Raw genomic sequence first — 21,586 nt, 5'->3', positions numbered from 1 at the left:
GGCGGCGTCAGATGCGGCCGACGTCCCACAGCTGCTCATTGGTGCGCGGCGCCTCTTCGCGCTTGAGGTCCTCGGCGTGCGCGGTGCGGAACATCACCGCGATCTCCTCGGCGACCGGCACCAGCTGCGCCAGGCCCTGATACAGCTCGTGGATCGCGTCGACCACGGCCGGGTCGACGGGGTATTCGCCCTGAAGGCGCATCGTGTAGGTCCTGACGGCCATCGCGATGTTGGCCGGCACCTCGTGCAGCTGGTCCAGCTCACGGGCGACGGTCCACATGTCCTCGGGCGAGTGAGCAGCGGCCACGGCGTTGACCTCGGCAGCTGCGGCAGCGAGCGGGTTGGCACTCATGGATCGGTTCCTTCTGTAGATGCGGGTGGCGGTGACGGTCCCGGCCTGGTTGGCCGTGGTGGTCTGCGCGGAAGGCGTGCTCTGGGCCGTCTCGCTGGAGGCGGTGGCGGGGATGCGGAAGAAGTTGATGGTGTAGCCGCACCCGCAGGTGATGACCGTCTTGGCCTGGCCACCCGGGACGACGACCTCATGGGCGACGCCGCACCGGGGACAGGTGACGGTCGCCCTGATGGGCGGTTCGACGCCGGTCCCGTCGTGAACGACCGACACCGGCTGGTCGTCGTCCTGCTTGGTGTTCTCCTTCGTGTCGTTGCTGGTGTCCTGCTCGGACGTGCGGATGTCCTGAGCAGCGCTCTTGCGGGCCCGGTAGCGGCGCACCTGCTCAACCACCAGCGCCACCAGCGCCACCAGGGAGGCGGTGAGCTGGGCGTCCCAGGTGCCCAGCGCCGAGGCGGCCCGGCGCCGCGCCGCGGTGAAACCGCCCTCGCCGCGCGCGGCCTGCCAGGCGGTGGAGACCCGGGCACCGGTGCGCCGATCAGCCCACGCGCCCAGCCGGCGGGCCCGGGGGCCGAGGACCCGGCGGGCGGACTCGACCATCTGCGCGCCCCGGGAGTCCTTCCATGCGGTCGCCCTCTGGGTACGGGAGCGCTCGCGGACCTGACGAATTCGGGAGGCGGCGAAGTTACGGGCGGCCCCGGCGCGCTGACGTGCGGACTCGACCAGCTGCGCGCCGCGGGTGTCCTTCCAGGCCGGCCTGCGCGCCGAGCGCTCACGAGACTGGCGGACCCGGGAAGCGGCGAAATTGCGAGCCGCCGCGACCGGCCCGGCCGTCCGGCTCTGCGCCGAGCGGCCAGCCTTCGTGCTCGCCCCCCCGCTGGTCGTGGACCGGCGGTCCGCCCCCGATCCGGACCCCTTGGACGATTTAGAGTCGCGGCCGCGCGTACTACGCGAGCGGCCCTCGTTGAACAAACCGCCCGACCCCGTGCTGCTCGATCGGCGCGAACGTCCACCCAGCCCACCGAATGCGCCAGAAGCTCCGGAGCGGGTCCCGCCAGCGCGGCCACCGAGCAGACCGCCGGAGCGCGAGGAGCGACCCTGGCTACGCAGCGCGCCGAACACCGACCCGCCGGAGTCTGAGGCCGTGGATCGGCGGCCGCCGTGGCCACCGCGACCGGCCTCCCAACTGACCCCGGCCATGGAGCGCTGACGGCGCTGGTAGCGGTGACGCACGTACGCCACCGCGCTACCGCCGGCCAGCACCCCGCCACCGATCAGGCCGGGCAGGCCCAGCAGCTGATACAGGCTGGCCACCGCAGTGGCCGAGGCCGACAGGCCCCCGGCGGCCAGGTGCGCCGCCGGGATGCCCCCGGGCTCGTCATCGTCGAAGTCGTCGACGTCGACGGGGCCGTCCTGCGGCTCGGCAGCTGGGGCCGGGCGGTCGACCGGGGGGATGATGACCCCTTCGATCGGCTCTTCCGAGGTGCGCGGCGCCAGCGTGGGCTCGAAGTCGTCACTGCTGGTCATCGCGCACCCCCGTCGACGGCCGGGACCTGGTCGATGTCGCGGTGCTCCACGCGGACGGTGATGTCGTCGGCGCGGATCAGCCGGGCGATCTCCCGGGCCAGGACCACGCTGGCGTGACGGCCCTCGGTGCAGCCCGCCGCGATGGTGACGCGCCGGCCGGTGGCGACCATCACGTCCAGGGCGTAGGCCGCGGCGTGCCGGACGAGTTCCCGGGCGCCGGTGGTGGCCAGGACGGTCCGCCGGACTTTCGCGGAGCGGCCGGTGCGGCGTTGCATGCCGGGGCGGTCGGTTGGGATGTGGAGGCGGCGGGCGTCCATGGTGATGTCGGCGGTCGGTGCCGGTCCGTGGTTGTAGCCGAAGCTGGTGACGACGATCTGCACCGGGGTGGTCGGGGGGATGTTGATGGCCCACGGGTCGGTGTGCATGGTGGTCGCGGTCATCGCTCGTCACCGCCCGCCGACCCGATGGTGGTCATCTCGATGTCCTCGGAGTGTTCACTTCGCGAGCCATTCGCAGTGACCGACTTGGTGGGCGCCTGGACGACGTTTCCAGGCAGGAACCGGTACCCCTTGGTGGTCATCTCGGCGCGCGCCGCCTGTACACGGAGTCGAGCCCAGCCGCGGCTGAACTTGTACCGCTCGGCGACGTCGCCGTAGGTCGGGGTACGGCCGTTGCGGATGCACCCCCTGATCCACTTCTCGGCGTTGCGATTGTCCTGCTCATCCGGGCGAACCCGGTCACTGTCCTGCTCATCGTCGTCAGCGTCCGCGGCGTCTGAAGTGACCGCGCCGGTGACCGGCGTCAGGTCCGCGGCGGAGGGCTCCGGTGTGCATTCGATCGTCGCCGAGGTGTTCACTTCATCGTTTCCGGGAGCGGCCTCGGCGGTGACCAGTTCGGTGACCGCCTGGGTGATCTCTCGGGTGACGATCGGCGGCGCTTCGATCGGCGCCGAGGTGTTCACGGCATCGCGCGCATCCATCTCCGCGATGACCAGCTCCGCGACCGTGAGGACGTTGCCCTGGACGTCGACCAGTCCGGCCCGGACGTCCCCGATGCCCCGCCATGCGGCGTCCGTCGCGCTCATCGCCCGGATCTCGGCCAGGGCGACCTGCGGGGAGCGGATGTCCTCGGCGACGCCGTGCTTGAACGCGGCCCACGTCTCGGAGCGCAGGGACGGGATGACCCAGCGCAGCAGCGGGAACCGCAGCGGGCGCTGCTCCAGCAGGCCCTGTTCGCGCATCGTCTCCCAGTGCCGCCACTGGGAGTAGATCTGCCACAGCACCGGGGACAGAACGGAGGCGGCGCCGAACACGCCGGCGAAGTCCTCGGTCTGGGAAAGACCGGAGTTGTGGCTGTAGTTGAAGACGCCGACGCCGACGCCGATGGCGTAGGACAGCAGGCGCAGCCCGTAGGCACTGAACCCTTTGATCATCTTGTCGTGGGCGAGGTAGCCGACGTTCACCGCGACCGACTCGACGACGACGGCCAGCGGGACGGCCTGCCACCACTCCCACTTCAGGCCGTACATCAGGGCGAGGATCTGGCCGAGGACGGCGGCGCCGTTGACGCCCACGTTGGCGGCGGCCAGGACGACGGCGAGGCTGACGCGCTGGCGCAGGGTGCGGCGGTGGTTGCGGCGCTTGGTTGCGGCCGTGGTGGTCTGCTCGTCGAGCAGCGCGCGCAGGCGGGCGTGCTCGGCTTCGGTTTCGAGGCGCTCGCGCTCGGCTTGGAGGCGGGCGCGCTGTTCGTCGATGCGGGCGCGGGCGGCGTCGGCGCGGCGTTCGGCGAGGGAGCGCCACCGTCGCGGAGGCTCGGCGCGCTCTGGCGCGGCCGGGGCCGTGTCCGTAGCGTGCTCCATAAGATCCTTCTCCTGCTCTTGGGTGGTGCGGGGTCGAGGTCCCGGACCGCGGTGGAGTCGCGGTCCGGGGCCAGCTGGTGTGGTGCGGGAGCTGCTGCTCCGGGCGCCCCGCCCGCACTGGTCGGGCGGGGACCCGCAACATCAGCTGCGGTCAGGCCGAGGTGAGAACGTTGCTGGTACGGACGGTCTCCTTGAAGACCGAGCCGGGGCTGAACTTCGGCGCCCACGTCTCCGCGATCTTCAGCGGCTCGCCGGTGTGCGGGTTACGGCCGGCGCGGGCCTGCCGGTAGGCGGCCTCGAAGGTGCCGAAGCCGACGATGGCGACCGGTTCGCCGGCGGCGACGGCCATCGGGATGACGTCGAGGAGTCCGCTGAGAACCTTGGCGACGGTGGCCTTGGGGAGCTCGACGTGCTCGGCGACGGCGTCGATGAGTTCCTTCTTGTTCATGGGTGTTCTCCTTCGTTCCGGGGTGTTCCGGATCGTTCTGGGTTGTTCCGCGCCCGGGGTGGGTGCGGTGGAGCTGCTGCTCCGGACGCCTCGCCCGGCGGGCGGGCGAGGATCCGCAACGTCAGCTCGGGGGTCACCAGACGAACAGGGCCTCGCGTGCGTCCTCGTCGCCCTTGTCGCACTGGGTCTCTCCGTCCCAGAACGTGATCTCCATGTCGCGGACGGAGGTGTAGGAGTCGGGCTCGTTGCCGTCGTCCTCGGCGCGAAGGACCGGCGTGTCGTCGGGCATGTCGGTGATCCTGGCGAGTGCGGCGCGCAGGTCGCCGAGGGTGTTGATGGGGCCGCTGTAGTTGTGGCCTTTGTACGTCGTCGTGTGGATCGTCATGTCGGTCTCCTTCTTTTCGGCGGGGAGCTGGTGCTCCGGAAGCCGTCCGGCGGGTGGGCCGGGCGGCATCCGCAACGTCAGCGGACAACGAGCTGATCTGTGCCGAGGTGGATGGTCTGGCCTGGGGTGACGGTGGCGGCCTGGCGGCGGAGCTGGGCGGCGGTGTCGCCGGTGGCGGTGTAGGAGCGGGCGATGAGGAGTTTCCGTGCGGTGTCCGGTGTGATCGTGTCCATGCCGTCCGCCTCAGGGCTTCTTCGGCTTGGTGCGGGCGGGGTCGTCCTGGCGCGGCTGCGGCTCGGGCTGCACCATCGCGGCGTCGAGGGTGTTGAGGGCGAGGAGAGCGGTGGCGAGCCGCTCGGCCGGCGTCACTGCTCCGCCCGCAGGGTGAGCAGGGCGGCGCGGGCCTCCCGCTCCCGCTGGATCCGGGCGAGCTGGGAGGAGGTGAACGGCTGGTCGTCCCTCTTGTCGGGGTGAGGGTGGTTGATCAGCGACTCGAGGTAGGCGCGGGCGGTGGCCTCGTCGGTGGCCCAGACGGCTCGCTCGCCCTTGGGCGTGTTGAAGGTGAAGCGCGGCATCAGCTCTTCACCGCCCCGAGCGAGGTCGGCAGCGTGTTGGGCTCGGCGCTGAAGAACAGCACGTTGGAGCCCTTCCAGTCCTCGCCGAGCTCGGCGATGGCCCAACTCAGCAGCCCCACGCGGGTCGAACCGGGCGACGCTTTGACGATCTGGGAGATGGTGATCTGGCGAAAGTCGCTGCCGACGGGCTGGTTGAGGGTGAGGATGACCAGGAACTCCATCACTTGCCACCTTCCTTCGGCTTGCTGGTCTGGAGCGGCTGGCGGGCGTCCTGCGCGTTGGTGGCGCGGTCCGAGGTGTAGAGCGGCTTGGCCGGGGTGTGCGGCGGGGTGCTCATCGCTTGCCGCCCTTCGCGCAGCTGGTGCACCCGGGGGTGGTGCAGCTGCCGGTGGAGATGGCGGGCCGCTGGGCGGGGACCATGGCGGCGGTGAGGATGGCCAGCGTCTGCTCGATCTGGACGGCGTTCACGCGGCCACCGCCATTCCGCCGCGGCGGGCGAGGATCTGAGCGGCGGCCTGCGCGAGCTCGGCCAGCTCGGTCTCGCTGAGGATGTTGCGGCTGGCGGCCATCCACCGCTCGGGGTCGGCGCCGGCGAGCTCGACGAGGTCGGAGGCGGTCTGGGCGCAGGACGCGTAGCCGGCCTGGAAGGCGGCTTCGATGGGGCTGATACCGGCGGTAAGGTGAAGCACGGTCTTCCTCCTGTTGTGGCGGGTGTGGGGACCTAGGGCTCGTCCGGCGCCGTAATCGCCAGGGCGGGCCCGTTTTCGTTGTGAGAGGGGTCGTCGAGCAGGCCCATCAGGGCGTACACGGCCGTCCGGCGAAAGCGGAGGTCTCGGCCGCCCGGCGTGCGGCGGCCCTTGAGCTTGCCCTCGCGGAACCAGACCCGGACCGTCTCCTCATCGACCTCGCACAGATCGGCGACCTCGACCACCTTCATCAGCGGCTTCGGCTGGGCAGCCGGGGCGGTACGCACAGAAGACACCTCCAAATCGGACACGAGACGGGTAAGGGCTAAGATGAACCCTCCATAGGGAAGTTTCACTAAGGAAGACGATGCACCTCCATAGGGAGGTGTGTCAAGCTGTCTGTGAAAACAGGGAAGTCGGGATCCCGGATTGCCCCTCCATGAGGAGATCCCCCTACTCTTGAAGCGAGAGTGATCAGCCCCCATGCACAGGAGACGAAGCCGTGGCACGATTCACCGCTCAGAACATCGCGGACGACCTGCGTGCCGAGATCCAGTCAGGCGAGCTGTCTCCTGGGGCTGCACTTCCATCGGAGCGGCAGATGATCGACCGCTACGGTGTCAGCAAGGGCACCGTCGCCAAGGCCATCGGAATCCTCAAGGAAGCTGGGGCGGTGGTCAGCGTCCGCGGCCGGGGTGTGTTCGTTCCGAAGCGTCCGCCCGTGAAGCGCATCTCTTCCGAGCGTTACCGGGTCGACGCCGGGCCCCAGGAAACTCCGCAGACCTCGTTCACCGCCGACCAGGGCATCACCTGGCATGAGTACCGGCTGGACAAGGCGTACCGGTGGATTGAGGCAGACGAGCGTCTGGCCAGCCTCTTCGGAGTCCCGGCGGGCGAGCGGATCCTGGAGCGGCGGTTCGTCTTCTACGCCAAGGGGGAGCCGTCGCAGATGTCGAGGCCGTGCCTACTCGCCTCCGACGTCGAGGGGACGCCTGTCGCCGATCCGGATCGGGAGCCGTGGCCTGGTGGAACGATCGCGCAGCTGCGCAGCATCGGCATCGAGGTGGACGAGATCGATGAGGACGTCTCGTCACGAATGCCGAAGCCAGAGGAGAAGGCGGCGTTGCGCATCGGTTCCGGGATGCCGGTGTTCACCATCACTCGCCGCATGCTGTCCGGCGGCCGGGTGGTAGAGGTGGCGGATCCGATCGTTATCCCAGCTGATCGGGCAGTTCTCAACTACCGGATTCGTCTTGACTAAGGCCATGCAGGCGGGGCCTTGATCTAGTAGTTGATCAACTAAATAAGACGGGCCCGCCCTGGCGATTACGGCGCCGGACGAGCTCTAGATCCCTGTACCTGCCACAACAGGAGGAGATCCGTGGTTGCAACATCGCGGGCGTCTCTGTGCGCCCGCACACGATCAGGCGATGACGCCTGATGGGTTACCAGCTACGGCGCTGGCTTGCCGACCGACTTCCTGCCGGCCTCTCCTCGGGAGAGCGGCTGGTCGCGCTCGAGATCGCAGACCAGGCGCATGACGACACGCGTCGCGCGTACGGCAAGGACACCCTCGCAGCTGTGATCCGCCGAACCGGGTTCGCCGACGACAAGCAGCTCGGCAAGGTGCTGGGCAAGCTCGCCGGCAAGGGCCTCGAGCTCCGGGTGCCGATTCGTGACGCACGCGGGAACGTGGTCACCGACAAGAGCGGTCGGGTGCTGTTCGCCTGCAACGGCCACGCCCTGGAGTTCCATGTCCCTGGACAGGAGTGCCCGGCACTGAAGGCCCCCCGCACGGGGGACCTTCAGTCTGAGGCGGGGGACCTTTCCCCTCCCGGAAGCCCCCCCGCTGGGGGGAGCTTCGCCACTGAAGGTCCCCCGCCTGGTCCTGAAGGTCCCCCGCCTGGTGCGGGAAGCTCCCCCGCCTGGTCCCTGAAGGTCCCCCCAGCGGGGGACCCATCTCCTCAGTCTCCTCACGACTCCTCATCTCTCCTCAGCCACGAGCGCGTCGTCATGGAGGCGCTGGCCTCGGCCGGGGTCACCGTGGACGAGATGAGAGAAGTGATCAAGGAGATTCGACAAGCCATCAAAGGCAAGATCGAAAACCCGAACAGCTACTTCCGGACGATCGCCGCACGCGGCGACCTGCCCGACTACCTCAACCGGGTCCGAGCCAACGCCGAACGCGCCGCCGCCTACGCCGTCCGCAAGGCCCAGCCGCAGCCCGCCGCCGAGCAGGCGGCGGACCCTGACGAGCCTTCGGTAACGCCCGAGGAGCGGGAGGCCGCCATCGCTGCCATCCGGGAAGCGCTGGGTGGCGCCCACGTCCGCTCGGGAGGGAAGGGGCCCGCTCGCGTCCTGCGCCCCCGGCAGGCTCCTGAGGAGCCGTCGCCCGCGGCTCAGGCGGCGCGCAGCTACCTCAACAGCCGAGGCGACTACTTCGAGTGGATGGCCGTCGCCCGCGACAAGCTCGGCGAGACGGCCGGCCGGGACGAGGTCGTCATCTTCGCCGCCGAGCTGGCCAAGGAGCGAACCGCGCTGACGGCCTGACGCCCCGATATGCCGGTTCGGCGCACCACCAGACGGGGCCGAACCCAACCTCTACCGTGACAGAACGAGCAGAGCAAGGAGCCCAGCGTAATGGCCGATATCAATTTCTATCCCGGCGAAATCCCTCTCGACGACCCCCAGGTCGTCAAGGCAATGCAGGTTTACGACATCCTTAATTCGCGCGAGCAGCGGGAGATATTCAGAACGGTTTACCGTGCCGCTACTGCTTTCAAGCGCACCGGTGATATTGACCACCTGGTCCACCTCGCGGAAAGTATTAAAACGACGATCCTTCTTCACGGCGATCCGGCGATCCGGCAGGCGATCCTCGACGCGCCGACCGAGCCCAGCCCCGCCGAGGACCTGAGGGACGTCGCCGACCTGGTCAGGCGACTACGGGAGTAGCCAGTGCGCAGGCTCCGGATCAGTGAGCACACTGAGGCAACAGTGATGAAGTGGAAAGCCGGAGCCGCGCCGGAGGATCGGCAACTCGTCGAAGACCTTCTCGAGGCAATCGAAAATCTGTCCTCCAAGAAAGGTCGATTCAACTGGAAAATAGACGCAACGGACCGGACCATCACGGTGTTCAATCTGCCCAGAGGGCTCCGCGTGTTGGTTCGATTGTGGACTGATGATCCGCCCAGCAACCCGGATCAATACGATGTTGTCGCGATCGGATACGTGGATGATTGATCGGGATCTCCGGCGCGGAGGCGATCAGCGCCAAGTCCGCCCGCGTTCGCAGGGATCGTCCTATCCTGACCTCATGCCGTACATCGAGGACCGCGTCTCCACCGTCGAGACCGACATCGCCGAGATCAAGACCCGCCTCGGCGGCATCGAGACCTCTGTCGGCCTGCTGCAGAACTCCGTCGCGAACCTGGAGCAGACGCAGGCCACGATGCGCGACGACGTGGCCGACCTGAAGGCCGGCCAGATCGAGATTCGCGACCTGCTCGCCCGCGTCGTAGCCCGCCTTGAGGGCGTCGACTCGTAGGCTCCCGCGCTCACACGAGAAGGGCCCCGCCGTACGCCGGCGGGGCCCTTCGTGTTCGGCCAGCGGCAGCCCGCCCCCCGCAGGTACCGTGGCATCATGAGCGCCCAGCCCGTCGAGGACGACCCGCACGACCCGCAGACGATCCTGCGGGGCCTGCCGGAGCGGGAGCGGCCGGAGTTCCTGCGCCAGTACCGGCAGGCCCTCGAGGCGGCCCGCGACGACATGGCCCGCTACCAGGATCTGGGTCGGCTGCTGCGCCGGTGGAGTCTGGTCGTGGTGGCCGCCAGCCGGCCGGGCTACTACGAGGCGATCGAAGAGGCGAAGACCGGGCCCGGCGTGCCGCTGGGGGAGGCGCTGGAAGCTGAGCTGGCCCGCCGCCGGTGACGTTCCGCCCTGACCTGTCGGAGCGGGCGCTCGGCCAGCTCGGCGGGTTCCCTGTCGACGCGCTCGGTGCCTTGGCGGCCGGGATGGCCGAGGTCTGTGAGAACCCCTACGATCCGCTGACCACGATGGCCACCGATGACCCGCAGGTGCGGCGCGCGGACTTCGGCGGCGGGCGCGGCTTCGTGACGTTCCTGATCCTGGACTCGGTCGAGGTGGTTCGGGTGGTGGACGTCCTCTGGGTGGGGTGACGGACGACGAGGTCTGATGTCGCCCATCGCAGCTCAATGGGGTTTTGGAGTTTTGGTTTTTCCGTGAAAAGCCAAAACCTCAAAACCTCGGGCCTGGCGTAAACCGTCGAACTTAATGCATCGCAGCAGGTGGTAGCAGTATGTATTAAGTCGGCGCCGGGTCTGTCGAGTCATATGCGACTTGATGCGGCGCAGCGTTGAAGAAGCGCTACTATTACGGCCAACAAGAAAGCCCGACCCCTTTGGCGAGGGGCCGGGCTTCTGTAGAACAAGCTGGACCTGGGTCCGAACGCTGTTCTGGCATGTCAACAATGTCCAGTGTAGCGCTCTGCCGCTGAGCGGTCCCCGGGTCCGGCGATCATGTCCAACGACAGCGAGGAGCCGCCCTGTGGGCAGCAAGAACTTCATGATGAGCGTGTCCGTCCCCGAGAGCTGGGGGCGGCAGGTGCGGGTTGTCATCATCGCGATCGTGGTGGTGGTGTTTGCGGCAGCGTATGGCCGCGAGGATCTGCTTGCGCTTCTGGCGCGCCCGTAGTTTTCCCGCGTTGCACGAGAAGGGCCCCCGCCGCGCCGGTGGGGGCCCTTCGTGTCCGGTGGCCCTTCCGCCCCCCTCCAGAAGTGAGAGGGCCACCGGTTCCGCCGGACCCCGGTTGACGCGGGCGTGCACCGTCCGGCGGAGGCTTTTCAGAGGTAGCGGGGGCGGCCGGCCAGCGTCTCCCGGTACACCTGCAGCAGGAAGTCGGTGCGAATCACGGCCGGGTCGATGCCCATCTCCTCGGCCAGCTGGAGCGCGGCCGGGGTGAGCTGGAAGGCCTTGATGTTGCCGCGGCCGAGGGCTTGGCGGGCGGCGATGACCATCTCGTCGTACGCGGAGTGAGGGATCGGCTCCATGGGGTCATCGTAGGCGAGCATCACCATGGTTCACCATAGTGATTCTTAGATCACCCTGGGTATCCGCAGGTCAGTAGGGATGCCTACGGTTCTACCGTGATGATCGAATGGCGGCCCAACGCGCCCAAGTGGGAGCAGGTGGCCGACATCCTCAAAGCGAGGATCGCCGACGGCACCTACCCGGTCGACACGCCCCTGCCGTCGGAGCACCTGCTGGTGCAGGAGTTCGATGTGGCGCGCGGCACCGCCCGGAAGGTTCTGACCCGGCTGCGCGAGCAGGGCATCGCCTACTCGGTGCGCGGCCTCGGAACGTTCGTCTCCCCGCCGCCGGCCGACGAGTAGCGTGAACCGTGAGAGCCCCGACCTGGTGAGCCCGGGCCGGGGCTCTCGTGCGCCCGGCCGGAGGGCTGGCGCCGGGTAGGACGTCGAACCGGAATGCCCCATTTCCTGTCAGGGAAGGGGGGCGTCCGCACGTAATGCCTGCTGTGAGCGGGAAATCGCTTATACAACGGGTTGTTCACATCCCAAGTTGTGGCCCTATGGCCAGAACTTGAAGGGCTGTCGACTACCCCTAGCCTTCATGATCGTGATCGATCAGTCCCCGCCCGACTCCGTCTACGAGCGGCTCGCCAGCCTCCTCAGAGACGCGATCGAGCGCGGCGAGTATGGTCCGGGTGAGAAGCTCCCCAGCGAGGGGCGTCTCGCTCAGATCCATGAGGTCGGCCGCGACACCGTCAGAGACGCGCTCAGCGTCCTGCGTGCCGAGGGCCGGGTCGTCACGACGAGAGGCTCAGGGACGCGGGTGCGCGCAAACCGTGAGATGGAAGTCGTTGAGCTCCCCGCGGGCGGGCAGGTCACCAGTCGCATGCCCACGCCGGCCGAGCGGATCCGCTGGAACCTTCCACCGGGGGTGCCGGTGTTCGTGGTGGAGCATCCGGGCGGTGAGCCGGAGGTGATTCCCGCGGACCGGGCCCGGCTTGCGGTGCCGCCGATCGTCGATGAGGCCTCGAGGGGCTGAGTCAGGCGTCTCATGAACAGGGCCACCCCGGCACTAACCCTGCCGGGGTGGCCCGCTTGCCCGTGAGGGCCGCACCGCTACCGTTCGCCTCGGATGGACTGGCAACGGTGCGGCTGCCCATCCCTCGCCACGTGATCTCACGGGGGTTTGAATCGTAGCCGCCCCCATGAGTTATGTCACCAGTAAAGAAGGGGTTTGCTACTAACCTGAACCACCCGCATGCTCGTGTACGGTTCGCGGCCGCCAACACCGCCCCATCATGTCCCATTTACGGACGCCACCATCCGGTGGCGCCCACGGCATCGACGGCGCGGCCCACCGCGGCGCCCTCGCCTGTGAGGCGCCGACCGTCGCCGTGCTCGCGTGTGGCGCCGATGTCGCCTATCCCAGCTCGCACCAGCAGCTTTTCGCCGCCATCCGTACGCGGGGAGTGCTGGTCAGCGAGTCTCCCCTGGGTGCCCACCCGACCCGGCCGAGGTTCCTGGTCAGGAACCGCCTCATCGCGGCCCTGTCCCGGGGCACCGTGATCGTCGAGGCGGCCGTGCGCAGCGGGGCCCTCAACACCGCCGGGCACGCGGTCGCGCTCAACCGCCACTTGGCCGCCGTGCCCGGCCCGGTGACCTCGGAGGCCTCGATCGGGTGTCATCGGCTGATTCGCCAGGGCAGAGCCACCTGCGTCACCGGCCCCGAGGAGGTGATCGAACTCATGGGCACGATGGGCGTGGATCTGGCTCCCGAGCCACGTGGTCCGGTCCTTCCCCGCGATAGCCTCGATCCGGACAGCCGCAGGGTCGTCGAGGCCATGCCCACCCGGATCGGCGTGGGACCGGCGACGATCGCGGTCGCCGCCGGGGTCGACCTGGACACCGCGATCTCCTGTCTCGGCGGGCTGGCCGCGGCGGGCTACGTCGAACGCGTCTCCCGGGGCTGGCGCCTCCGCCCCGACCGGCCCGCCGGCGGGTAGTCCCTCTTTCGAGCGGATCGGCACGCGTCGGCATCATCGGTACGTGGCCGAGTGGACTCCAGGGGGCTCGGTCGAGCAGGCTGCCCTACGAGGGTGCGCCCGGTCGGGCAGGCTGTCCGGTCGGGCGTGCTGCCCGGTCGCGCACGCCGCGATGGCCGGAGGCAGGCTGTGACTATGCTTCCGCCATGCAGATCATCGAAGGTGCGGGGACATGGGCGCCACCCGCCGCCGGAGCGGTCAATGACTGGGTGGAGCAGCTGAGGACGCCGGATCTGTCGGTGGGAACGTACTGCATCCCCGCCGGCGGGATCGACGACCAGAGCCCGCACACCGAGGACGAGATCTACGTGGTCACCGCGGGGCGGGCCAGGATCGTGACACCCGGCGGTACGGCCGAGGTGGGCCCCGGTGCGGTGATCTTCGTACCGGCGGGTGAGGAGCACCGGTTCGACGAGGTGACCGAGGACCTGTCGCTGCTGGTGGTGTTCGGCCCGGCGTACGGCTCCCGCGCGCCGGGCCGGTAAGGCCCCACGCCTCGGTCGATCTTTGCGCTCCATCACAGGCCGATGAGCCCCCATGAGCCCCGATGAGCCCCGATGAGCCCCGATGAGCCCCGGTGGCCGCGTGCGGCGGTTCTGCCCGAAGACGTGCCTGTGCCGTGCCCAAAGACGTGCTTGCGCCCGTGCCCGAAGACGTGCCTGTGCCCGTGCCTGGTGCCCGGCAGGCCGGGCAACGGGAGACGCGGTCGGCCTTTTCTACGGGGGTGATCGCTCGTCTCCGACGGGGTGATCGCTCGGACACGAGGCCGTCCGGTGTCGCTTTTCCGGTCACGGCTGTACGCCGAGAAGGAGCGGGGATGAGGGCGGGGTGGCGGGGCGGAGGGGGAGCAGACGGACCTGGCCGTGGCCGAGGAGGAGCAGGGGGTCGAGGTAGGCGCGGCCTCTGAGCAGCCCCCAGTGCAGGCAGGTGGTGGCACAGTGGCCCGGGACGTCCTCGAGAACACCGATCACGTCCCCGGCGCCGACCGTCTGCCCGCGTCGCACCGTGGGCCGGACCGGCAGGTAGGTCGTTCGCAGGCCGGAACGGTGAAGCACGGTCACCACTCCCCGCCCGGCGAGCCGTCCCGCGTAACCGATCGTTCCCGCCCCCGCGGCGTACACCTCGGCCCCGGGGGAGGCGGTGAGATCGACGCCCCGGTGGCCCGCCAGCCACGGTCGCGGCGGTGGCGCGAACCCGCGAGGTATCCGTGGCCGCCCGGCGAGCGGCCACCCCCATCGCGAGGCGGAGCCCCGATCCGGGCGCCTCGTTCCCGCCAGGCCCATTCCTGTCGAGGGCGTTGTTCTCACCGCGGTCCTTCCTGTCGTGAGCGTCCTTCTCGCCGGGGCCGTTCCCACCGGGGGCGTTGTTCTCGTCGGACTCATTCCTGCCGTAGGCGTCGTTCTCACCGCGGCTGTTCCTGTCGTCAGCGTCGTTCTTGCCAGGGTCGTTCCTGCCGGGGGCGTCGTTCCCGGTGTGTTCGTCGCCATCGGGGTGGAGGCCGCGTCCGAAGTGGCGACGTGGCCGGTCGTTCGCATGCCGGGCCGGGAGGTCGGCAGGTGGACGTCGGCCGACGCAGGTGCCGACGTCGACGCCGATGCCAGGACCAGTGGGCACAGCAGGATCGGCAGCCCCAGAGCGTGGACGGATCTCATGAGTGTGAGCATGGGGATTCCACAGCAGGACGACGGCGCCGAACACGATTCTGTGGACAGGCCGCCGGAAGGAGGGGCACGTGGTCGAAGACCATGTTCGTAAGCTGGCCGCAGAGCTGGGGATCACGCTGCCGCCGCTCCGGGTGAGCGGGAGCGACCCGGTGCTGCCCTCGGTCTTCCGGGTGGGGACGGCCGCGGCCATCGCGGTCGGAGCCGCTACCGCGGCGGTCGCGGCGTTCCGGGGTGACGGGAGCGAGGCCGCGGTGGACGTGCGGGAGGCGGCGGTGGCCTTCCGGGACGAGCGTCATCTCAGGATCAATGGGGCACCCGTGGATCTGTGGGCTCCCCTGTCGGGCGACTACCGGACCGCGGACGGCTGGGTCCGGCTGCACTGCAATTTCGATCACCACCGCGATGCCGCCCTTATGGCACTGGACCTACCGGCCGGCGCGAACGCGGACGCCGTCATCCGCGCCTGCGCCGGTCGCGGCGCCGTCGAGATCGAAGAGGCGGTGACGAGGGCGGGAGGATGTGCCGCGGCCATGCGCGACCGCGCCGAGTGGCGAGGGCACCCGCAGTTCCGGGCGGTGGCCGCGTCACCGCTCGTCCGGTTGACCCGCATCGACGGCCCCGACGGCTCCGACGGCCCTGCCCGCCCTGACGGCCCCGACTGCCTTGATGGTCCCGACGGCCCCGACACCTCTAATGGCTCCGACGGCCCTGACCGCTCTGACGGCCCCGACGGCCCCGACGGCTTCGACCGCCCTGACGGCCCTGACGGCCCTGACGGCCCCGACCGACCCATCGGCCCCGTCGGCTTCGAGACGAGAGGCGGAATCGAGGCGAAGGGCGGGACGGGCGCGCGGCCTGGGACCCGGGGCGAGCGGGCGCTGGAAGGGGTCCGGGTGCTCGACCTGACGAGGGTGCTCTCCGGTCCCTACGCCACGCGGGTGCTGGCCTCGCACGGGGCCCGGGTGCTCAGGGTCGGGGCCGGGCACCTTCCCGAGGTGCCCGGGGCGGTGATCGGCTCCGCGTTCGGCAAGCGCTCCTGTCACCTGGACCTCAGGACGCGACAGGGAAGGGCCGGGTTGCGCGCCCTGGTGGCCGGGGCGGACGTGTTCGTGCAGTCATACCGGCCGGGGGCGCTGGAAGCGCTCGGGTTCGGTCCCCGGGAGCTGGCGGCGATCAGGCCCGGGATCGTGTGCGTGGACATCTCGGCGTACGGCGGGCACGGGCCCTGGGCGGGCAGGCGGGGGTTCGACAGCCTGGTGCAGATTGCCTGCGGTATCGCCCACGAGGGCGGTGACGGCTCGCGGCCGTGTCCGCTGCCCGCCCAGGTCCTCGATCACGCCACCGGCCATCTGGCGGCCTTCGGCGCGGTGGCCGGGCTGCTTCGCCGGTCCGTCGAGGGCGGCTCCTGGAGGGTGGAGCTCTCCCTGGCCCGTACCGCGCACTGGCTGGACGGTCTGGGCCGCGTCGACGGCGCGGCGACACCGGAGCCGGACGTCGCCGATCTGCTCCAGGAGACGGAGAGCGCCTTCGGGCGCCTCACCCACCTCCGGCCCCCGGGCACGGTCGGCGGAAGATCGCCGTACTGGTCGAGCCCCCCTCCCCGGCAGGGAGAACACCCGCCCGCCTGGTGGTGAGCCGGCCGGTGGTCCGCCGGTCTGCCGGGCCGACCCGGGTCCGGCAGGTCGCGCCCACCCGCGCAGGATCCCGGGAACCCTCGGAACCCCGGAACCCCCGAAACCCCCGGGCTCCCGGAAGCTCCCGAGGATCCCGGGAATCACGGCGTACGCGCCGCGGAGAAGTGGCGGAGCGGGGAGAGCAGGATCCAGCCGGTCGCGGTCAGCACTCCGGCCGCGGAGATCCAGAACACCGGGCGCAGCCCCAGCAGCTCGCCGGCCAGGCCGCCGCCGAGGCCGCCCAGGGTGACGACGCCCTGGATCATGAACGACTGGGTGGCGTTGACCCGGCCGCGCAGCTCGGCGGGGGCCTCGCGCAGGGTGATGGTGCCCATGCAGATGGAGAAGGCCACGACCCCGAGGCCGGAGATCACCGCGCTGACGGCCAGGAACAGGAAGCTGCGCCAGGGCGGTCCCGAGACCAGGGCGGTGGTCGCGAAGTCGATCGGGAAGAGCAGCGCGGCACAGGTCACGACGGCGTTCTCGCCGAACCGCCTGGTCAGCCGTGGTACGACGGCCGCGCCCAGCAGGCCGCCGACGCCGAAGCAGGCGGTGACCGCGCCGACCAGCCCTGCCGGCAGGTGCACCACGGTGAGGGAGTAGATCACGAACAGCGCCATGAACGCGCCGCCGAAGAAGTTGATCGTGACCCCGGCGCCGCAGAGCGCGCGCAGCACCGGGTTGCGGGCCACCGCGCCCAGACCCTCGCGGATCTCGGTCCACATGCCGCGCGGGGGAGCCGGGACGTGGTTCTCCGGTGCCGCGATCGACCGGATCAGGAACGCCGAGGCCAGGAACGAGAGCGCGTCGACCAGGAGCGCGAACGGCGCGGTGATCAGCTGGACGAGCAGGCCGGCCAGGCCGGGACCGCCGACGGTGGCCACCGCGAAGGCGGACTGGAAGCCCGCGAGCGCCTCGGTCCGCCGGTTCTCGGGCACCACCGTGGTCAGGTGCGGGAAGGCGGCCGCCCGGAAGATCGCCGAGCAGGTGCCGACGACGAACGCCACCGCGACCAGCCAGGGGACGGTCAGCACGCCCACGGCCCAGGCGGCGGGAACGGTCGCCATGGCGAGCGCGGAGACCAGGTCGCAGCCGACCATGACCGGGCGGTGCCGTCTCAGCCGGTCGGCCAGGGCCCCGGCCTGGAGGCCGAACAGCAGGTGGGGCAGCGAGGTCGCGGCGGTGAGCGCGCCCATCTGGGCGGGGGAGGCGCCCAGCAGGGCGGCGGCGGTCAGCGGTACCGCCAGCCGGGAGATCTCGGTGCCGGTCTCGGTGACGGCGCGGGCGGTGAACAGCAGCCGGTAGTCGCGCTGCCTCCTGAGCGGTACGGGACGGCCGGCGGGGGGTGCGGGGTCCTCCGGGCTCCGGGAGGCCCGCCGGGAAGTCTGAAGGAAATGCTTCATATGTGTGAAGGTAATCCTTCACACATATGAAGACAACCCTTCACATCTGGAGTGGGTACGGTCTGCACATGACCGAGGTGCCGAAGCGCAAGTCCCTCACCGACCCCACGGCGATGCGCGCGCTGGCGCATCCCGCGCGGCTCGCGATCCTGAACCGCCTCCAGGCCGAGGGACCCTGCACCGCGACCGAGATGGCCGAGGTGGTCGGGGTCACGCCCAGCGCGGCCAGCTACCACCTGCGGATGCTCGCCAAGTACGGCTTCGTCGAGGACGCGCCCGACCGCGGTGACGGCAGGGAGCGCCTGTGGCGTTCCAGCGGGCCGGGCCTGAGCGTCAGCCCCGACCCCGACGACGGCCCGGACGTCCGGGCCGCCAAGGAGTTCCTGATCAAGGCGTTCCGGGACCAGGCGGCGGACGAGGCCACCCGGGGGCTGGAGGCCCTGGAGCGGGAGTCCAGGCAGTGGCGGGAGGCCGCGATGTTCAACCGGGCGATCCTGCTGGTGGACGCCGAGGAGCTGAGGTGGCTGAACGAGCGGATCGACGAGCTGCTCGCCCCGTACAAGACCACGGTCAGGGACCGGGCGGACGCTCCCGCCGGGGCCAGGGTCGCCGAGGCTCAGGTCAGTCTCTTCCCGCGTGCCCGGCGACGTCCGCACGGCATCCCCAGGGACAGCTGACCCGCTCGCGCGGCACGTGCGGTATGTCCGGCGGTGCCCGAGTCCGCCGTACGCCTCCCGGAGGGCCCCGCACCCGCGCGCACGGCCTCCCCGAGCCGCCCGGGGCCCGTACGGCCTGTTCCCGGGGACCGGACCCGTCCGGGCGTCACCTGTGGGGGGCCGGACCGGCCCGGAGGTCACGGGTCGGGGGGAGGCCCGGTTGCGGGTACACTTTTTGATGGCCTGTGAGTCACGGGCCGACTTCGCATGCCCCGTCGAGAACCGCGGTCCCTTCGGTCCGGGTGAGAGCCCGGCCGGGTCCGGTGCGGGGCATCAGGGCGACGGCCGCTGGCCGTCGCGTCCAACCGAGAACAGCGCCCAGCGATGGGCGCCCCGACCTGGAGGACAATCAATGTCCACCCCCGTCGTCACCATGCGACAGCTGCTCGAGAGCGGCGTGCACTTCGGCCACCAGACGCGCCGCTGGAACCCGAAGATGAAGCGCTTCATCTTCACCGAGCGCAACGGCATCTACATCATCGACCTGCAGAAGTCGCTGGCCTTCATCGACCGGGCCTACGACTTCGTCAAGGAGACCGTCGCGCACGGCGGCACGATCATGTTCATCGGCACGAAGAAGCAGGCCCAGGAGGCCATCGCCGAGCAGGCCGCCCGCGTCGGGATGCCGTACGTCAACCAGCGCTGGCTGGGTGGCATGCTGACCAACTTCTCCACCGTGCACAAGAGGCTCCAGCGCCTGAAGGAGCTGGAGGAGCTCGACTTCGACAACGTGGCCGCCTCGGGGCTCACGAAGAAGGAGCTCCTCATGCGCCGCCGCGAGAAGGAGAAGCTGGAGCGCACCCTGGGCGGCATCCGCGACATGTCCCGGATCCCCAGCGCGGTGTGGATCGTCGACACCAAGAAGGAGCACATCGGGATCAGCGAGGCTCGCAAGCTTCACATCCCGGTCGTGGCCATTCTCGACACCAACTGCGACCCCGACGAGGTCGACTACCCGATCCCGGGTAACGACGACGCCATCCGCGCCGTCGGCCTGCTGACCCGCGTCGTCGCCGACGCCGTCGCCGCCGGGCTCATGGCCCGCGCCGGTGCCAACCGCGGCGGCGACGACAAGCCGGCCGTCGCCGGTGGCGCCGAGCCGCTGGCCGAGTGGGAGCAGGAGCTGCTGACCCGCAGCGACGAGACCCCCGCCCCCGCCGAGACGGCCCCGGCCGCCGAGGCTCCGGCCGAGGTCACCGACACCGATGCCACCGAGGCCACCGAGGAGGCCGACGCCCCCGCGGAGGCCGCCGAGGCCCCCGCCGAGACGGCCCCGGCCGCCGAGGGCGACGGCACCGAGAACGGCGAGAACACCGAGAAGCAGGCCTAGTTCCTCCTCGTACGGCCCTGTGCGGCCGTACGACCCGCACGACCCTTCCGGGTGGGTGCCGCCCAGTCGGGGGCACCCACCCGATCCACGACGATTCCCACGAGGAAAAGACAATGGCTTCCGTGAACATGGCCGACGTCAAGCGGCTTCGTGAGCTGACCGCCGCCGGCATGATGGACTGCAAGAAGGCTCTCGAGGAGTCCGAGGGGGACTTCGACCGCGCGGTCGAGCTCCTCCGTCTCAAGGGTGCCAAGGACGTCGGCAAGCGTGAGGCCCGTACCGCCTCCAACGGCCTGGTCGCCCTCAAGCAGGACGGCGACTCCGCCGCGGCGCTGCTGGAGCTCAACTGCGAGACCGACTTCGTCGCCAAGGGCGAGCGGTTCCAGGAGCTCGCGGCCCAGGTCGTGACGCACGTCCTGGCCTCCAGGCCCGCCGACGTGCCCTCGCTGCTCGAGTCCGAGCTGGACGGCAGGAGCGTCAAGGCGCACCTGGACGAGGCCAACGCCGCGCTCGGCGAGAAGATCGAGATCCGCCGGTTCGCCGTGCTCGAGGGCGGCTTCATCGGCTCGTACATGCACAAGACCGACCCCCAGCTCCCCCCGGCGGTCGGCGTGCTCGTGCAGCTCGACACCGCCAACGCCGACGTCGCCAAGGACATCGCGCAGCACGCCGCCGCGATGGCCCCCAAGTACCTCAGCCCCGCCGAGGTCCCGGCCGACGTCGTCGAGAAGGAGCGGGCGCTCTTCGAGGAGATGACCCGCGACGAGGGCAAGCCCGAGGCGGCCATCGGCAAGATCGTCGATGGCCGGATCAACGGCTGGTACAAGGACTTCACGCTCCTTGAGCAGTCCTTCGTCAAGGACAACAAGAAGTCCGTGGCGAAGTTCGCGGACGAGAACGGTGTCAAGGTCCAGGCCTTCGTCCGTTTCAAGGTCGGCCAGGCCTAGTCCCTGACCGGTCCCTGACATCCGCTCTTCACGCAGAGCACCGAACGAGGAGGCCGCCGTCGTGCAGGAGAACCCAGGACCCGCTACGCCGGCGGTTTCTTCGTATCCGGACCCGCTCCGCTGGAAGCGGGTGATGTTGAAGCTGTCCGGTGAGGCGTTCGCCGGCGGTGAGCCGCTGGGCATCGACCCCGGCGTCGTCGGGCACCTCGCCGACTCGATCGCCGAGGCCGTACGCGGTGGCGTGCAGGTCTCGGTGGTCGTGGGCGGCGGGAACATGTTCCGCGGCGCCGCCATGGCCGAGCGCGGCATGGACCGGGCCAGGGCCGACTACATGGGCATGCTCGGCACGGTCATCAACTGCCTGGCCCTCCAGGACTTCCTGGAGAAGCGGGGCGTCGACACCCGCGTCCAGACCGCGATCACCATGCAGCAGGTCGCCGAGCCGTTCCTGCCCCGCCGGGCCATCCGTCACCTGGAGAAGGGCCGCGTGGTCATCTTCGGGGCGGGGCTCGGCTCGCCGTTCTTCTCCACCGACACCTGCGCCGCGCAGCGGGCGCTGGAGATCGGTGCCGAGGCGCTGCTCAAGGGCACCCAGGTGGACGGCGTCTACGACGACGACCCCCGCAAGAACCCCGACGCCGTCCGGTTCGATCACCTCGAATACGGTGAGGTGCTGACCCGCGGTCTCGGGGTCATGGACGCCACCGCCATCAGCCTGTGCATGGACAACAACCTGCCCATCGTGGTCTTCGACCTCATGGGTGAGGGCAACATCCTGCGCGCGGTGCGCGGTGAGAAGATCGGGACGCTGGTGAGCCCGGCGCACTAGCGCGGGAGCGAACCCCGGGGCGGGCGGAACGGGCGTGAGCCCGGCGTGCCCCGGCGGTGAGCGAGCGAGAAGACAGGATGCGAACCTGACGCAGCGAGCGGAGTG

General features: G+C 70.1%; 33 protein-coding genes. 17 read left to right on the top strand and 16 right to left on the bottom strand.

Annotated features, from left to right (window positions below; translation table 11 throughout):
- Positions 1–7: 7 nt before the first annotated feature.
- The 12 genes from ABD832_RS39350 to ABD832_RS39295 form a co-directional block, all read right to left on the bottom strand.
- On the bottom strand, positions 8–1,876 hold the full coding sequence (locus ABD832_RS39350) for a hypothetical protein (RefSeq protein WP_344907053.1): 1,869 nt from the start codon (positions 1,874–1,876) through the stop codon (positions 8–10).
- Positions 1,873–2,316, bottom strand: a complete 444-nt coding sequence (locus ABD832_RS39345) for a RapZ C-terminal domain-containing protein (protein ID WP_344907050.1) — start codon at positions 2,314–2,316, stop codon at positions 1,873–1,875. Before ABD832_RS39345 ends, ABD832_RS39350 begins: the two co-directional genes overlap by 4 nt.
- Entirely contained in the window at positions 2,313–3,734 is a 1,422-nt protein-coding gene (locus tag ABD832_RS39340; RefSeq protein ID WP_344907047.1) for a hypothetical protein, read from the bottom strand. Before ABD832_RS39340 ends, ABD832_RS39345 begins: the two co-directional genes overlap by 4 nt.
- Positions 3,735–3,885: 151 nt before the next feature.
- The gene (locus ABD832_RS39335; RefSeq protein WP_344907044.1) at positions 3,886–4,182 is read right to left on the bottom strand and encodes an HU family DNA-binding protein; all 297 of its coding nucleotides are present in this window, start codon (positions 4,180–4,182) and stop codon (positions 3,886–3,888) included.
- 133 nt (positions 4,183–4,315) lie between these two features.
- Positions 4,316–4,567: a hypothetical protein gene (locus ABD832_RS39330; protein WP_344907041.1), complete on the bottom strand. Its 252-nt coding sequence runs from the start codon at positions 4,565–4,567 to the stop codon at positions 4,316–4,318.
- Positions 4,568–4,644: 77 nt separating this feature from the next.
- Positions 4,645–4,800: a hypothetical protein gene (locus ABD832_RS39325; RefSeq protein WP_344907037.1), complete on the bottom strand. Its 156-nt coding sequence runs from the start codon at positions 4,798–4,800 to the stop codon at positions 4,645–4,647.
- Between the two features lie 10 nt (positions 4,801–4,810).
- Positions 4,811–4,936 (bottom strand): hypothetical protein, encoded by a 126-nt coding sequence (locus ABD832_RS39320; RefSeq protein WP_344907034.1) that lies wholly within the window; start codon positions 4,934–4,936, stop codon positions 4,811–4,813.
- On the bottom strand, positions 4,933–5,142 hold the full coding sequence (locus ABD832_RS39315; protein ID WP_344907031.1) for a hypothetical protein: 210 nt from the start codon (positions 5,140–5,142) through the stop codon (positions 4,933–4,935). Before ABD832_RS39315 ends, ABD832_RS39320 begins: the two co-directional genes overlap by 4 nt.
- The gene (locus tag ABD832_RS39310) at positions 5,142–5,363 is read right to left on the bottom strand and encodes a hypothetical protein (RefSeq protein ID WP_344907029.1); all 222 of its coding nucleotides are present in this window, start codon (positions 5,361–5,363) and stop codon (positions 5,142–5,144) included. The genes ABD832_RS39315 and ABD832_RS39310 overlap by 1 nt, the downstream gene beginning before the upstream one ends.
- A 112-nt stretch (positions 5,364–5,475) precedes the next feature.
- A complete protein-coding gene (locus tag ABD832_RS39305; RefSeq protein ID WP_344907026.1) occupies positions 5,476–5,610 on the bottom strand; it encodes a hypothetical protein in 135 nt (44 codons plus the stop codon).
- Positions 5,607–5,831, bottom strand: a complete 225-nt coding sequence (locus ABD832_RS39300; protein WP_344907023.1) for a hypothetical protein — start codon at positions 5,829–5,831, stop codon at positions 5,607–5,609. The genes ABD832_RS39305 and ABD832_RS39300 overlap by 4 nt, the downstream gene beginning before the upstream one ends.
- A gap of 32 nt (positions 5,832–5,863) precedes the next feature.
- On the bottom strand, positions 5,864–6,115 hold the full coding sequence (locus ABD832_RS39295) for a helix-turn-helix domain-containing protein (protein WP_344907019.1): 252 nt from the start codon (positions 6,113–6,115) through the stop codon (positions 5,864–5,866).
- A gap of 215 nt (positions 6,116–6,330) precedes the next feature.
- On the opposite strand from ABD832_RS39295, the gene ABD832_RS39290 reads away from it, so the two are divergent.
- Positions 6,331–7,089: a GntR family transcriptional regulator gene (locus ABD832_RS39290; RefSeq protein WP_344907016.1), complete on the top strand. Its 759-nt coding sequence runs from the start codon at positions 6,331–6,333 to the stop codon at positions 7,087–7,089.
- A gap of 191 nt (positions 7,090–7,280) precedes the next feature.
- Here ABD832_RS39290 and ABD832_RS39285 read toward each other — a convergent pair whose 3' ends face one another.
- Complete coding sequence (locus ABD832_RS39285) at positions 7,281–7,583, bottom strand: hypothetical protein (RefSeq protein WP_344907013.1); 303 nt, start codon at positions 7,581–7,583, stop codon at positions 7,281–7,283.
- Positions 7,584–7,841: 258 nt separating this feature from the next.
- Here ABD832_RS39285 and ABD832_RS39280 point away from each other — a divergent pair, with 258 nt between their 5' ends.
- The 7 genes from ABD832_RS39280 to ABD832_RS39250 all read left to right on the top strand — a co-directional run bounded on the left by ABD832_RS39280 (position 7,842) and on the right by ABD832_RS39250 (position 10,542).
- Positions 7,842–8,378, top strand: a complete 537-nt coding sequence (locus ABD832_RS39280) for a hypothetical protein (protein ID WP_344907010.1) — start codon at positions 7,842–7,844, stop codon at positions 8,376–8,378.
- Positions 8,379–8,468: 90 nt separating this feature from the next.
- Positions 8,469–8,783 carry a hypothetical protein gene (locus ABD832_RS39275; protein WP_344907007.1) on the top strand — a complete coding sequence of 105 codons (315 nt, stop codon included), beginning with the start codon at positions 8,469–8,471 and terminating at the stop codon, positions 8,781–8,783.
- Between the two features lie 3 nt (positions 8,784–8,786).
- Complete coding sequence (locus ABD832_RS39270) at positions 8,787–9,071, top strand: hypothetical protein (protein WP_344907004.1); 285 nt, start codon at positions 8,787–8,789, stop codon at positions 9,069–9,071.
- Between the two features lie 73 nt (positions 9,072–9,144).
- Complete coding sequence (locus tag ABD832_RS39265; RefSeq protein ID WP_344907001.1) at positions 9,145–9,375, top strand: hypothetical protein; 231 nt, start codon at positions 9,145–9,147, stop codon at positions 9,373–9,375.
- 96 nt (positions 9,376–9,471) lie between these two features.
- Entirely contained in the window at positions 9,472–9,759 is a 288-nt protein-coding gene (locus tag ABD832_RS39260) for a DUF6247 family protein (RefSeq protein WP_344906998.1), read from the top strand.
- On the top strand, positions 9,756–10,007 hold the full coding sequence (locus ABD832_RS39255) for a hypothetical protein (RefSeq protein WP_344906995.1): 252 nt from the start codon (positions 9,756–9,758) through the stop codon (positions 10,005–10,007). Before ABD832_RS39260 ends, ABD832_RS39255 begins: the two co-directional genes overlap by 4 nt.
- Before the next feature lie 388 nt (positions 10,008–10,395).
- Positions 10,396–10,542: a hypothetical protein gene (locus ABD832_RS39250; protein ID WP_344906992.1), complete on the top strand. Its 147-nt coding sequence runs from the start codon at positions 10,396–10,398 to the stop codon at positions 10,540–10,542.
- A gap of 149 nt (positions 10,543–10,691) precedes the next feature.
- On the opposite strand, the gene ABD832_RS39245 is transcribed toward ABD832_RS39250, so the two are convergent.
- Positions 10,692–10,898, bottom strand: coding sequence for a hypothetical protein (locus ABD832_RS39245; RefSeq protein ID WP_344906985.1), 207 nt, complete (start codon positions 10,896–10,898; stop codon positions 10,692–10,694).
- A 99-nt stretch (positions 10,899–10,997) separates the two neighbouring features.
- Here ABD832_RS39245 and ABD832_RS39240 point away from each other — a divergent pair, with 99 nt between their 5' ends.
- The 4 genes from ABD832_RS39240 to ABD832_RS39225 all read left to right on the top strand — a co-directional run bounded on the left by ABD832_RS39240 (position 10,998) and on the right by ABD832_RS39225 (position 13,404).
- Positions 10,998–11,240 (top strand): GntR family transcriptional regulator, encoded by a 243-nt coding sequence (locus ABD832_RS39240; RefSeq protein ID WP_344907143.1) that lies wholly within the window; start codon positions 10,998–11,000, stop codon positions 11,238–11,240.
- A 238-nt stretch (positions 11,241–11,478) separates the two neighbouring features.
- On the top strand, positions 11,479–11,916 hold the full coding sequence (locus ABD832_RS39235; protein ID WP_344906982.1) for a GntR family transcriptional regulator: 438 nt from the start codon (positions 11,479–11,481) through the stop codon (positions 11,914–11,916).
- Positions 11,917–12,175: 259 nt separating this feature from the next.
- Positions 12,176–12,880 (top strand): DNA-processing protein DprA, encoded by a 705-nt coding sequence (locus tag ABD832_RS39230; protein WP_344906979.1) that lies wholly within the window; start codon positions 12,176–12,178, stop codon positions 12,878–12,880.
- Positions 12,881–13,065: 185 nt separating this feature from the next.
- Positions 13,066–13,404, top strand: a complete 339-nt coding sequence (locus ABD832_RS39225) for a cupin domain-containing protein (protein WP_344906977.1) — start codon at positions 13,066–13,068, stop codon at positions 13,402–13,404.
- A gap of 303 nt (positions 13,405–13,707) precedes the next feature.
- Here the strand turns inward: ABD832_RS39225 and ABD832_RS39220 are convergent, their stop codons facing one another.
- Positions 13,708–14,202, bottom strand: a complete 495-nt coding sequence (locus tag ABD832_RS39220; RefSeq protein ID WP_344907140.1) for a murein hydrolase activator EnvC family protein — start codon at positions 14,200–14,202, stop codon at positions 13,708–13,710.
- A gap of 449 nt (positions 14,203–14,651) precedes the next feature.
- On the opposite strand from ABD832_RS39220, the gene ABD832_RS39215 reads away from it, so the two are divergent.
- Positions 14,652–16,217: a CoA transferase gene (locus tag ABD832_RS39215; RefSeq protein ID WP_344906975.1), complete on the top strand. Its 1,566-nt coding sequence runs from the start codon at positions 14,652–14,654 to the stop codon at positions 16,215–16,217.
- Positions 16,218–16,357: 140 nt separating this feature from the next.
- Here ABD832_RS39215 and ABD832_RS39210 read toward each other — a convergent pair whose 3' ends face one another.
- Complete coding sequence (locus ABD832_RS39210; RefSeq protein ID WP_344906972.1) at positions 16,358–17,659, bottom strand: MFS transporter; 1,302 nt, start codon at positions 17,657–17,659, stop codon at positions 16,358–16,360.
- A 68-nt stretch (positions 17,660–17,727) separates the two neighbouring features.
- Between ABD832_RS39210 and ABD832_RS39205 the strand changes: the two genes are divergently transcribed.
- The 4 genes from ABD832_RS39205 to pyrH all read left to right on the top strand — a co-directional run bounded on the left by ABD832_RS39205 (position 17,728) and on the right by pyrH (position 21,481).
- Positions 17,728–18,336, top strand: coding sequence for an ArsR/SmtB family transcription factor (locus ABD832_RS39205; RefSeq protein ID WP_344906969.1), 609 nt, complete (start codon positions 17,728–17,730; stop codon positions 18,334–18,336).
- 391 nt (positions 18,337–18,727) lie between these two features.
- On the top strand, positions 18,728–19,705 hold the full coding sequence (gene rpsB, locus ABD832_RS39200) for a 30S ribosomal protein S2 (protein ID WP_344906966.1): 978 nt from the start codon (positions 18,728–18,730) through the stop codon (positions 19,703–19,705).
- 113 nt (positions 19,706–19,818) lie between these two features.
- The gene (gene tsf, locus ABD832_RS39195) at positions 19,819–20,652 is read left to right on the top strand and encodes a translation elongation factor Ts (protein ID WP_344906962.1); all 834 of its coding nucleotides are present in this window, start codon (positions 19,819–19,821) and stop codon (positions 20,650–20,652) included.
- A 61-nt stretch (positions 20,653–20,713) separates the two neighbouring features.
- A complete protein-coding gene (pyrH, locus tag ABD832_RS39190; RefSeq protein WP_399187232.1) occupies positions 20,714–21,481 on the top strand; it encodes a UMP kinase in 768 nt (255 codons plus the stop codon).
- Positions 21,482–21,586 lie beyond the last annotated feature (105 nt).

It is taken from the genome of Streptosporangium longisporum (assembly GCF_039534895.1).
Lineage (GTDB): Bacteria > Actinomycetota > Actinomycetes > Streptosporangiales > Streptosporangiaceae > Streptosporangium > Streptosporangium longisporum.
The sequence above is the reverse complement of the archived record's forward strand: the minus strand, read 5'-3'. Positions and strand labels throughout refer to the sequence as shown.

Coding starts and splice junctions, on each gene's coding strand:
- ABD832_RS39350 (WP_344907053.1), bottom strand. CDS start 1,876: ATGACCAGCAGTGACGACTTCGAGCCCACGCTGGCGCCGCGCACCTCG.
- ABD832_RS39345 (WP_344907050.1), bottom strand. CDS start 2,316: ATGACCGCGACCACCATGCACACCGACCCGTGGGCCATCAACATCCCC.
- ABD832_RS39340 (WP_344907047.1), bottom strand. CDS start 3,734: ATGGAGCACGCTACGGACACGGCCCCGGCCGCGCCAGAGCGCGCCGAG.
- ABD832_RS39335 (WP_344907044.1), bottom strand. CDS start 4,182: ATGAACAAGAAGGAACTCATCGACGCCGTCGCCGAGCACGTCGAGCTC.
- ABD832_RS39330 (WP_344907041.1), bottom strand. CDS start 4,567: ATGACGATCCACACGACGACGTACAAAGGCCACAACTACAGCGGCCCC.
- ABD832_RS39325 (WP_344907037.1), bottom strand. CDS start 4,800: ATGGACACGATCACACCGGACACCGCACGGAAACTCCTCATCGCCCGC.
- ABD832_RS39315 (WP_344907031.1), bottom strand. CDS start 5,142: ATGCCGCGCTTCACCTTCAACACGCCCAAGGGCGAGCGAGCCGTCTGG.
- ABD832_RS39310 (WP_344907029.1), bottom strand. CDS start 5,363: ATGGAGTTCCTGGTCATCCTCACCCTCAACCAGCCCGTCGGCAGCGAC.
- ABD832_RS39285 (WP_344907013.1), bottom strand. CDS start 7,583: ATGGAACTCCAGGGCGTGGCCGTTGCAGGCGAACAGCACCCGACCGCT.
- ABD832_RS39280 (WP_344907010.1), top strand. CDS start 7,842: ATGGAGGCGCTGGCCTCGGCCGGGGTCACCGTGGACGAGATGAGAGAA.
- ABD832_RS39275 (WP_344907007.1), top strand. CDS start 8,469: ATGGCCGATATCAATTTCTATCCCGGCGAAATCCCTCTCGACGACCCC.
- ABD832_RS39265 (WP_344907001.1), top strand. CDS start 9,145: ATGCCGTACATCGAGGACCGCGTCTCCACCGTCGAGACCGACATCGCC.
- ABD832_RS39260 (WP_344906998.1), top strand. CDS start 9,472: ATGAGCGCCCAGCCCGTCGAGGACGACCCGCACGACCCGCAGACGATC.
- ABD832_RS39245 (WP_344906985.1), bottom strand. CDS start 10,898: ATGGAGCCGATCCCTCACTCCGCGTACGACGAGATGGTCATCGCCGCC.
- ABD832_RS39240 (WP_344907143.1), top strand. CDS start 10,998: ATGATCGAATGGCGGCCCAACGCGCCCAAGTGGGAGCAGGTGGCCGAC.
- ABD832_RS39235 (WP_344906982.1), top strand. CDS start 11,479: ATGATCGTGATCGATCAGTCCCCGCCCGACTCCGTCTACGAGCGGCTC.
- ABD832_RS39230 (WP_344906979.1), top strand. CDS start 12,176: ATGTCCCATTTACGGACGCCACCATCCGGTGGCGCCCACGGCATCGAC.
- ABD832_RS39225 (WP_344906977.1), top strand. CDS start 13,066: ATGCAGATCATCGAAGGTGCGGGGACATGGGCGCCACCCGCCGCCGGA.
- ABD832_RS39220 (WP_344907140.1), bottom strand. CDS start 14,202: ATGGGCCTGGCGGGAACGAGGCGCCCGGATCGGGGCTCCGCCTCGCGA.
- ABD832_RS39210 (WP_344906972.1), bottom strand. CDS start 17,659: ATGAAGCATTTCCTTCAGACTTCCCGGCGGGCCTCCCGGAGCCCGGAG.
- ABD832_RS39205 (WP_344906969.1), top strand. CDS start 17,728: ATGACCGAGGTGCCGAAGCGCAAGTCCCTCACCGACCCCACGGCGATG.
- rpsB (WP_344906966.1), top strand. CDS start 18,728: ATGTCCACCCCCGTCGTCACCATGCGACAGCTGCTCGAGAGCGGCGTG.
- tsf (WP_344906962.1), top strand. CDS start 19,819: ATGGCTTCCGTGAACATGGCCGACGTCAAGCGGCTTCGTGAGCTGACC.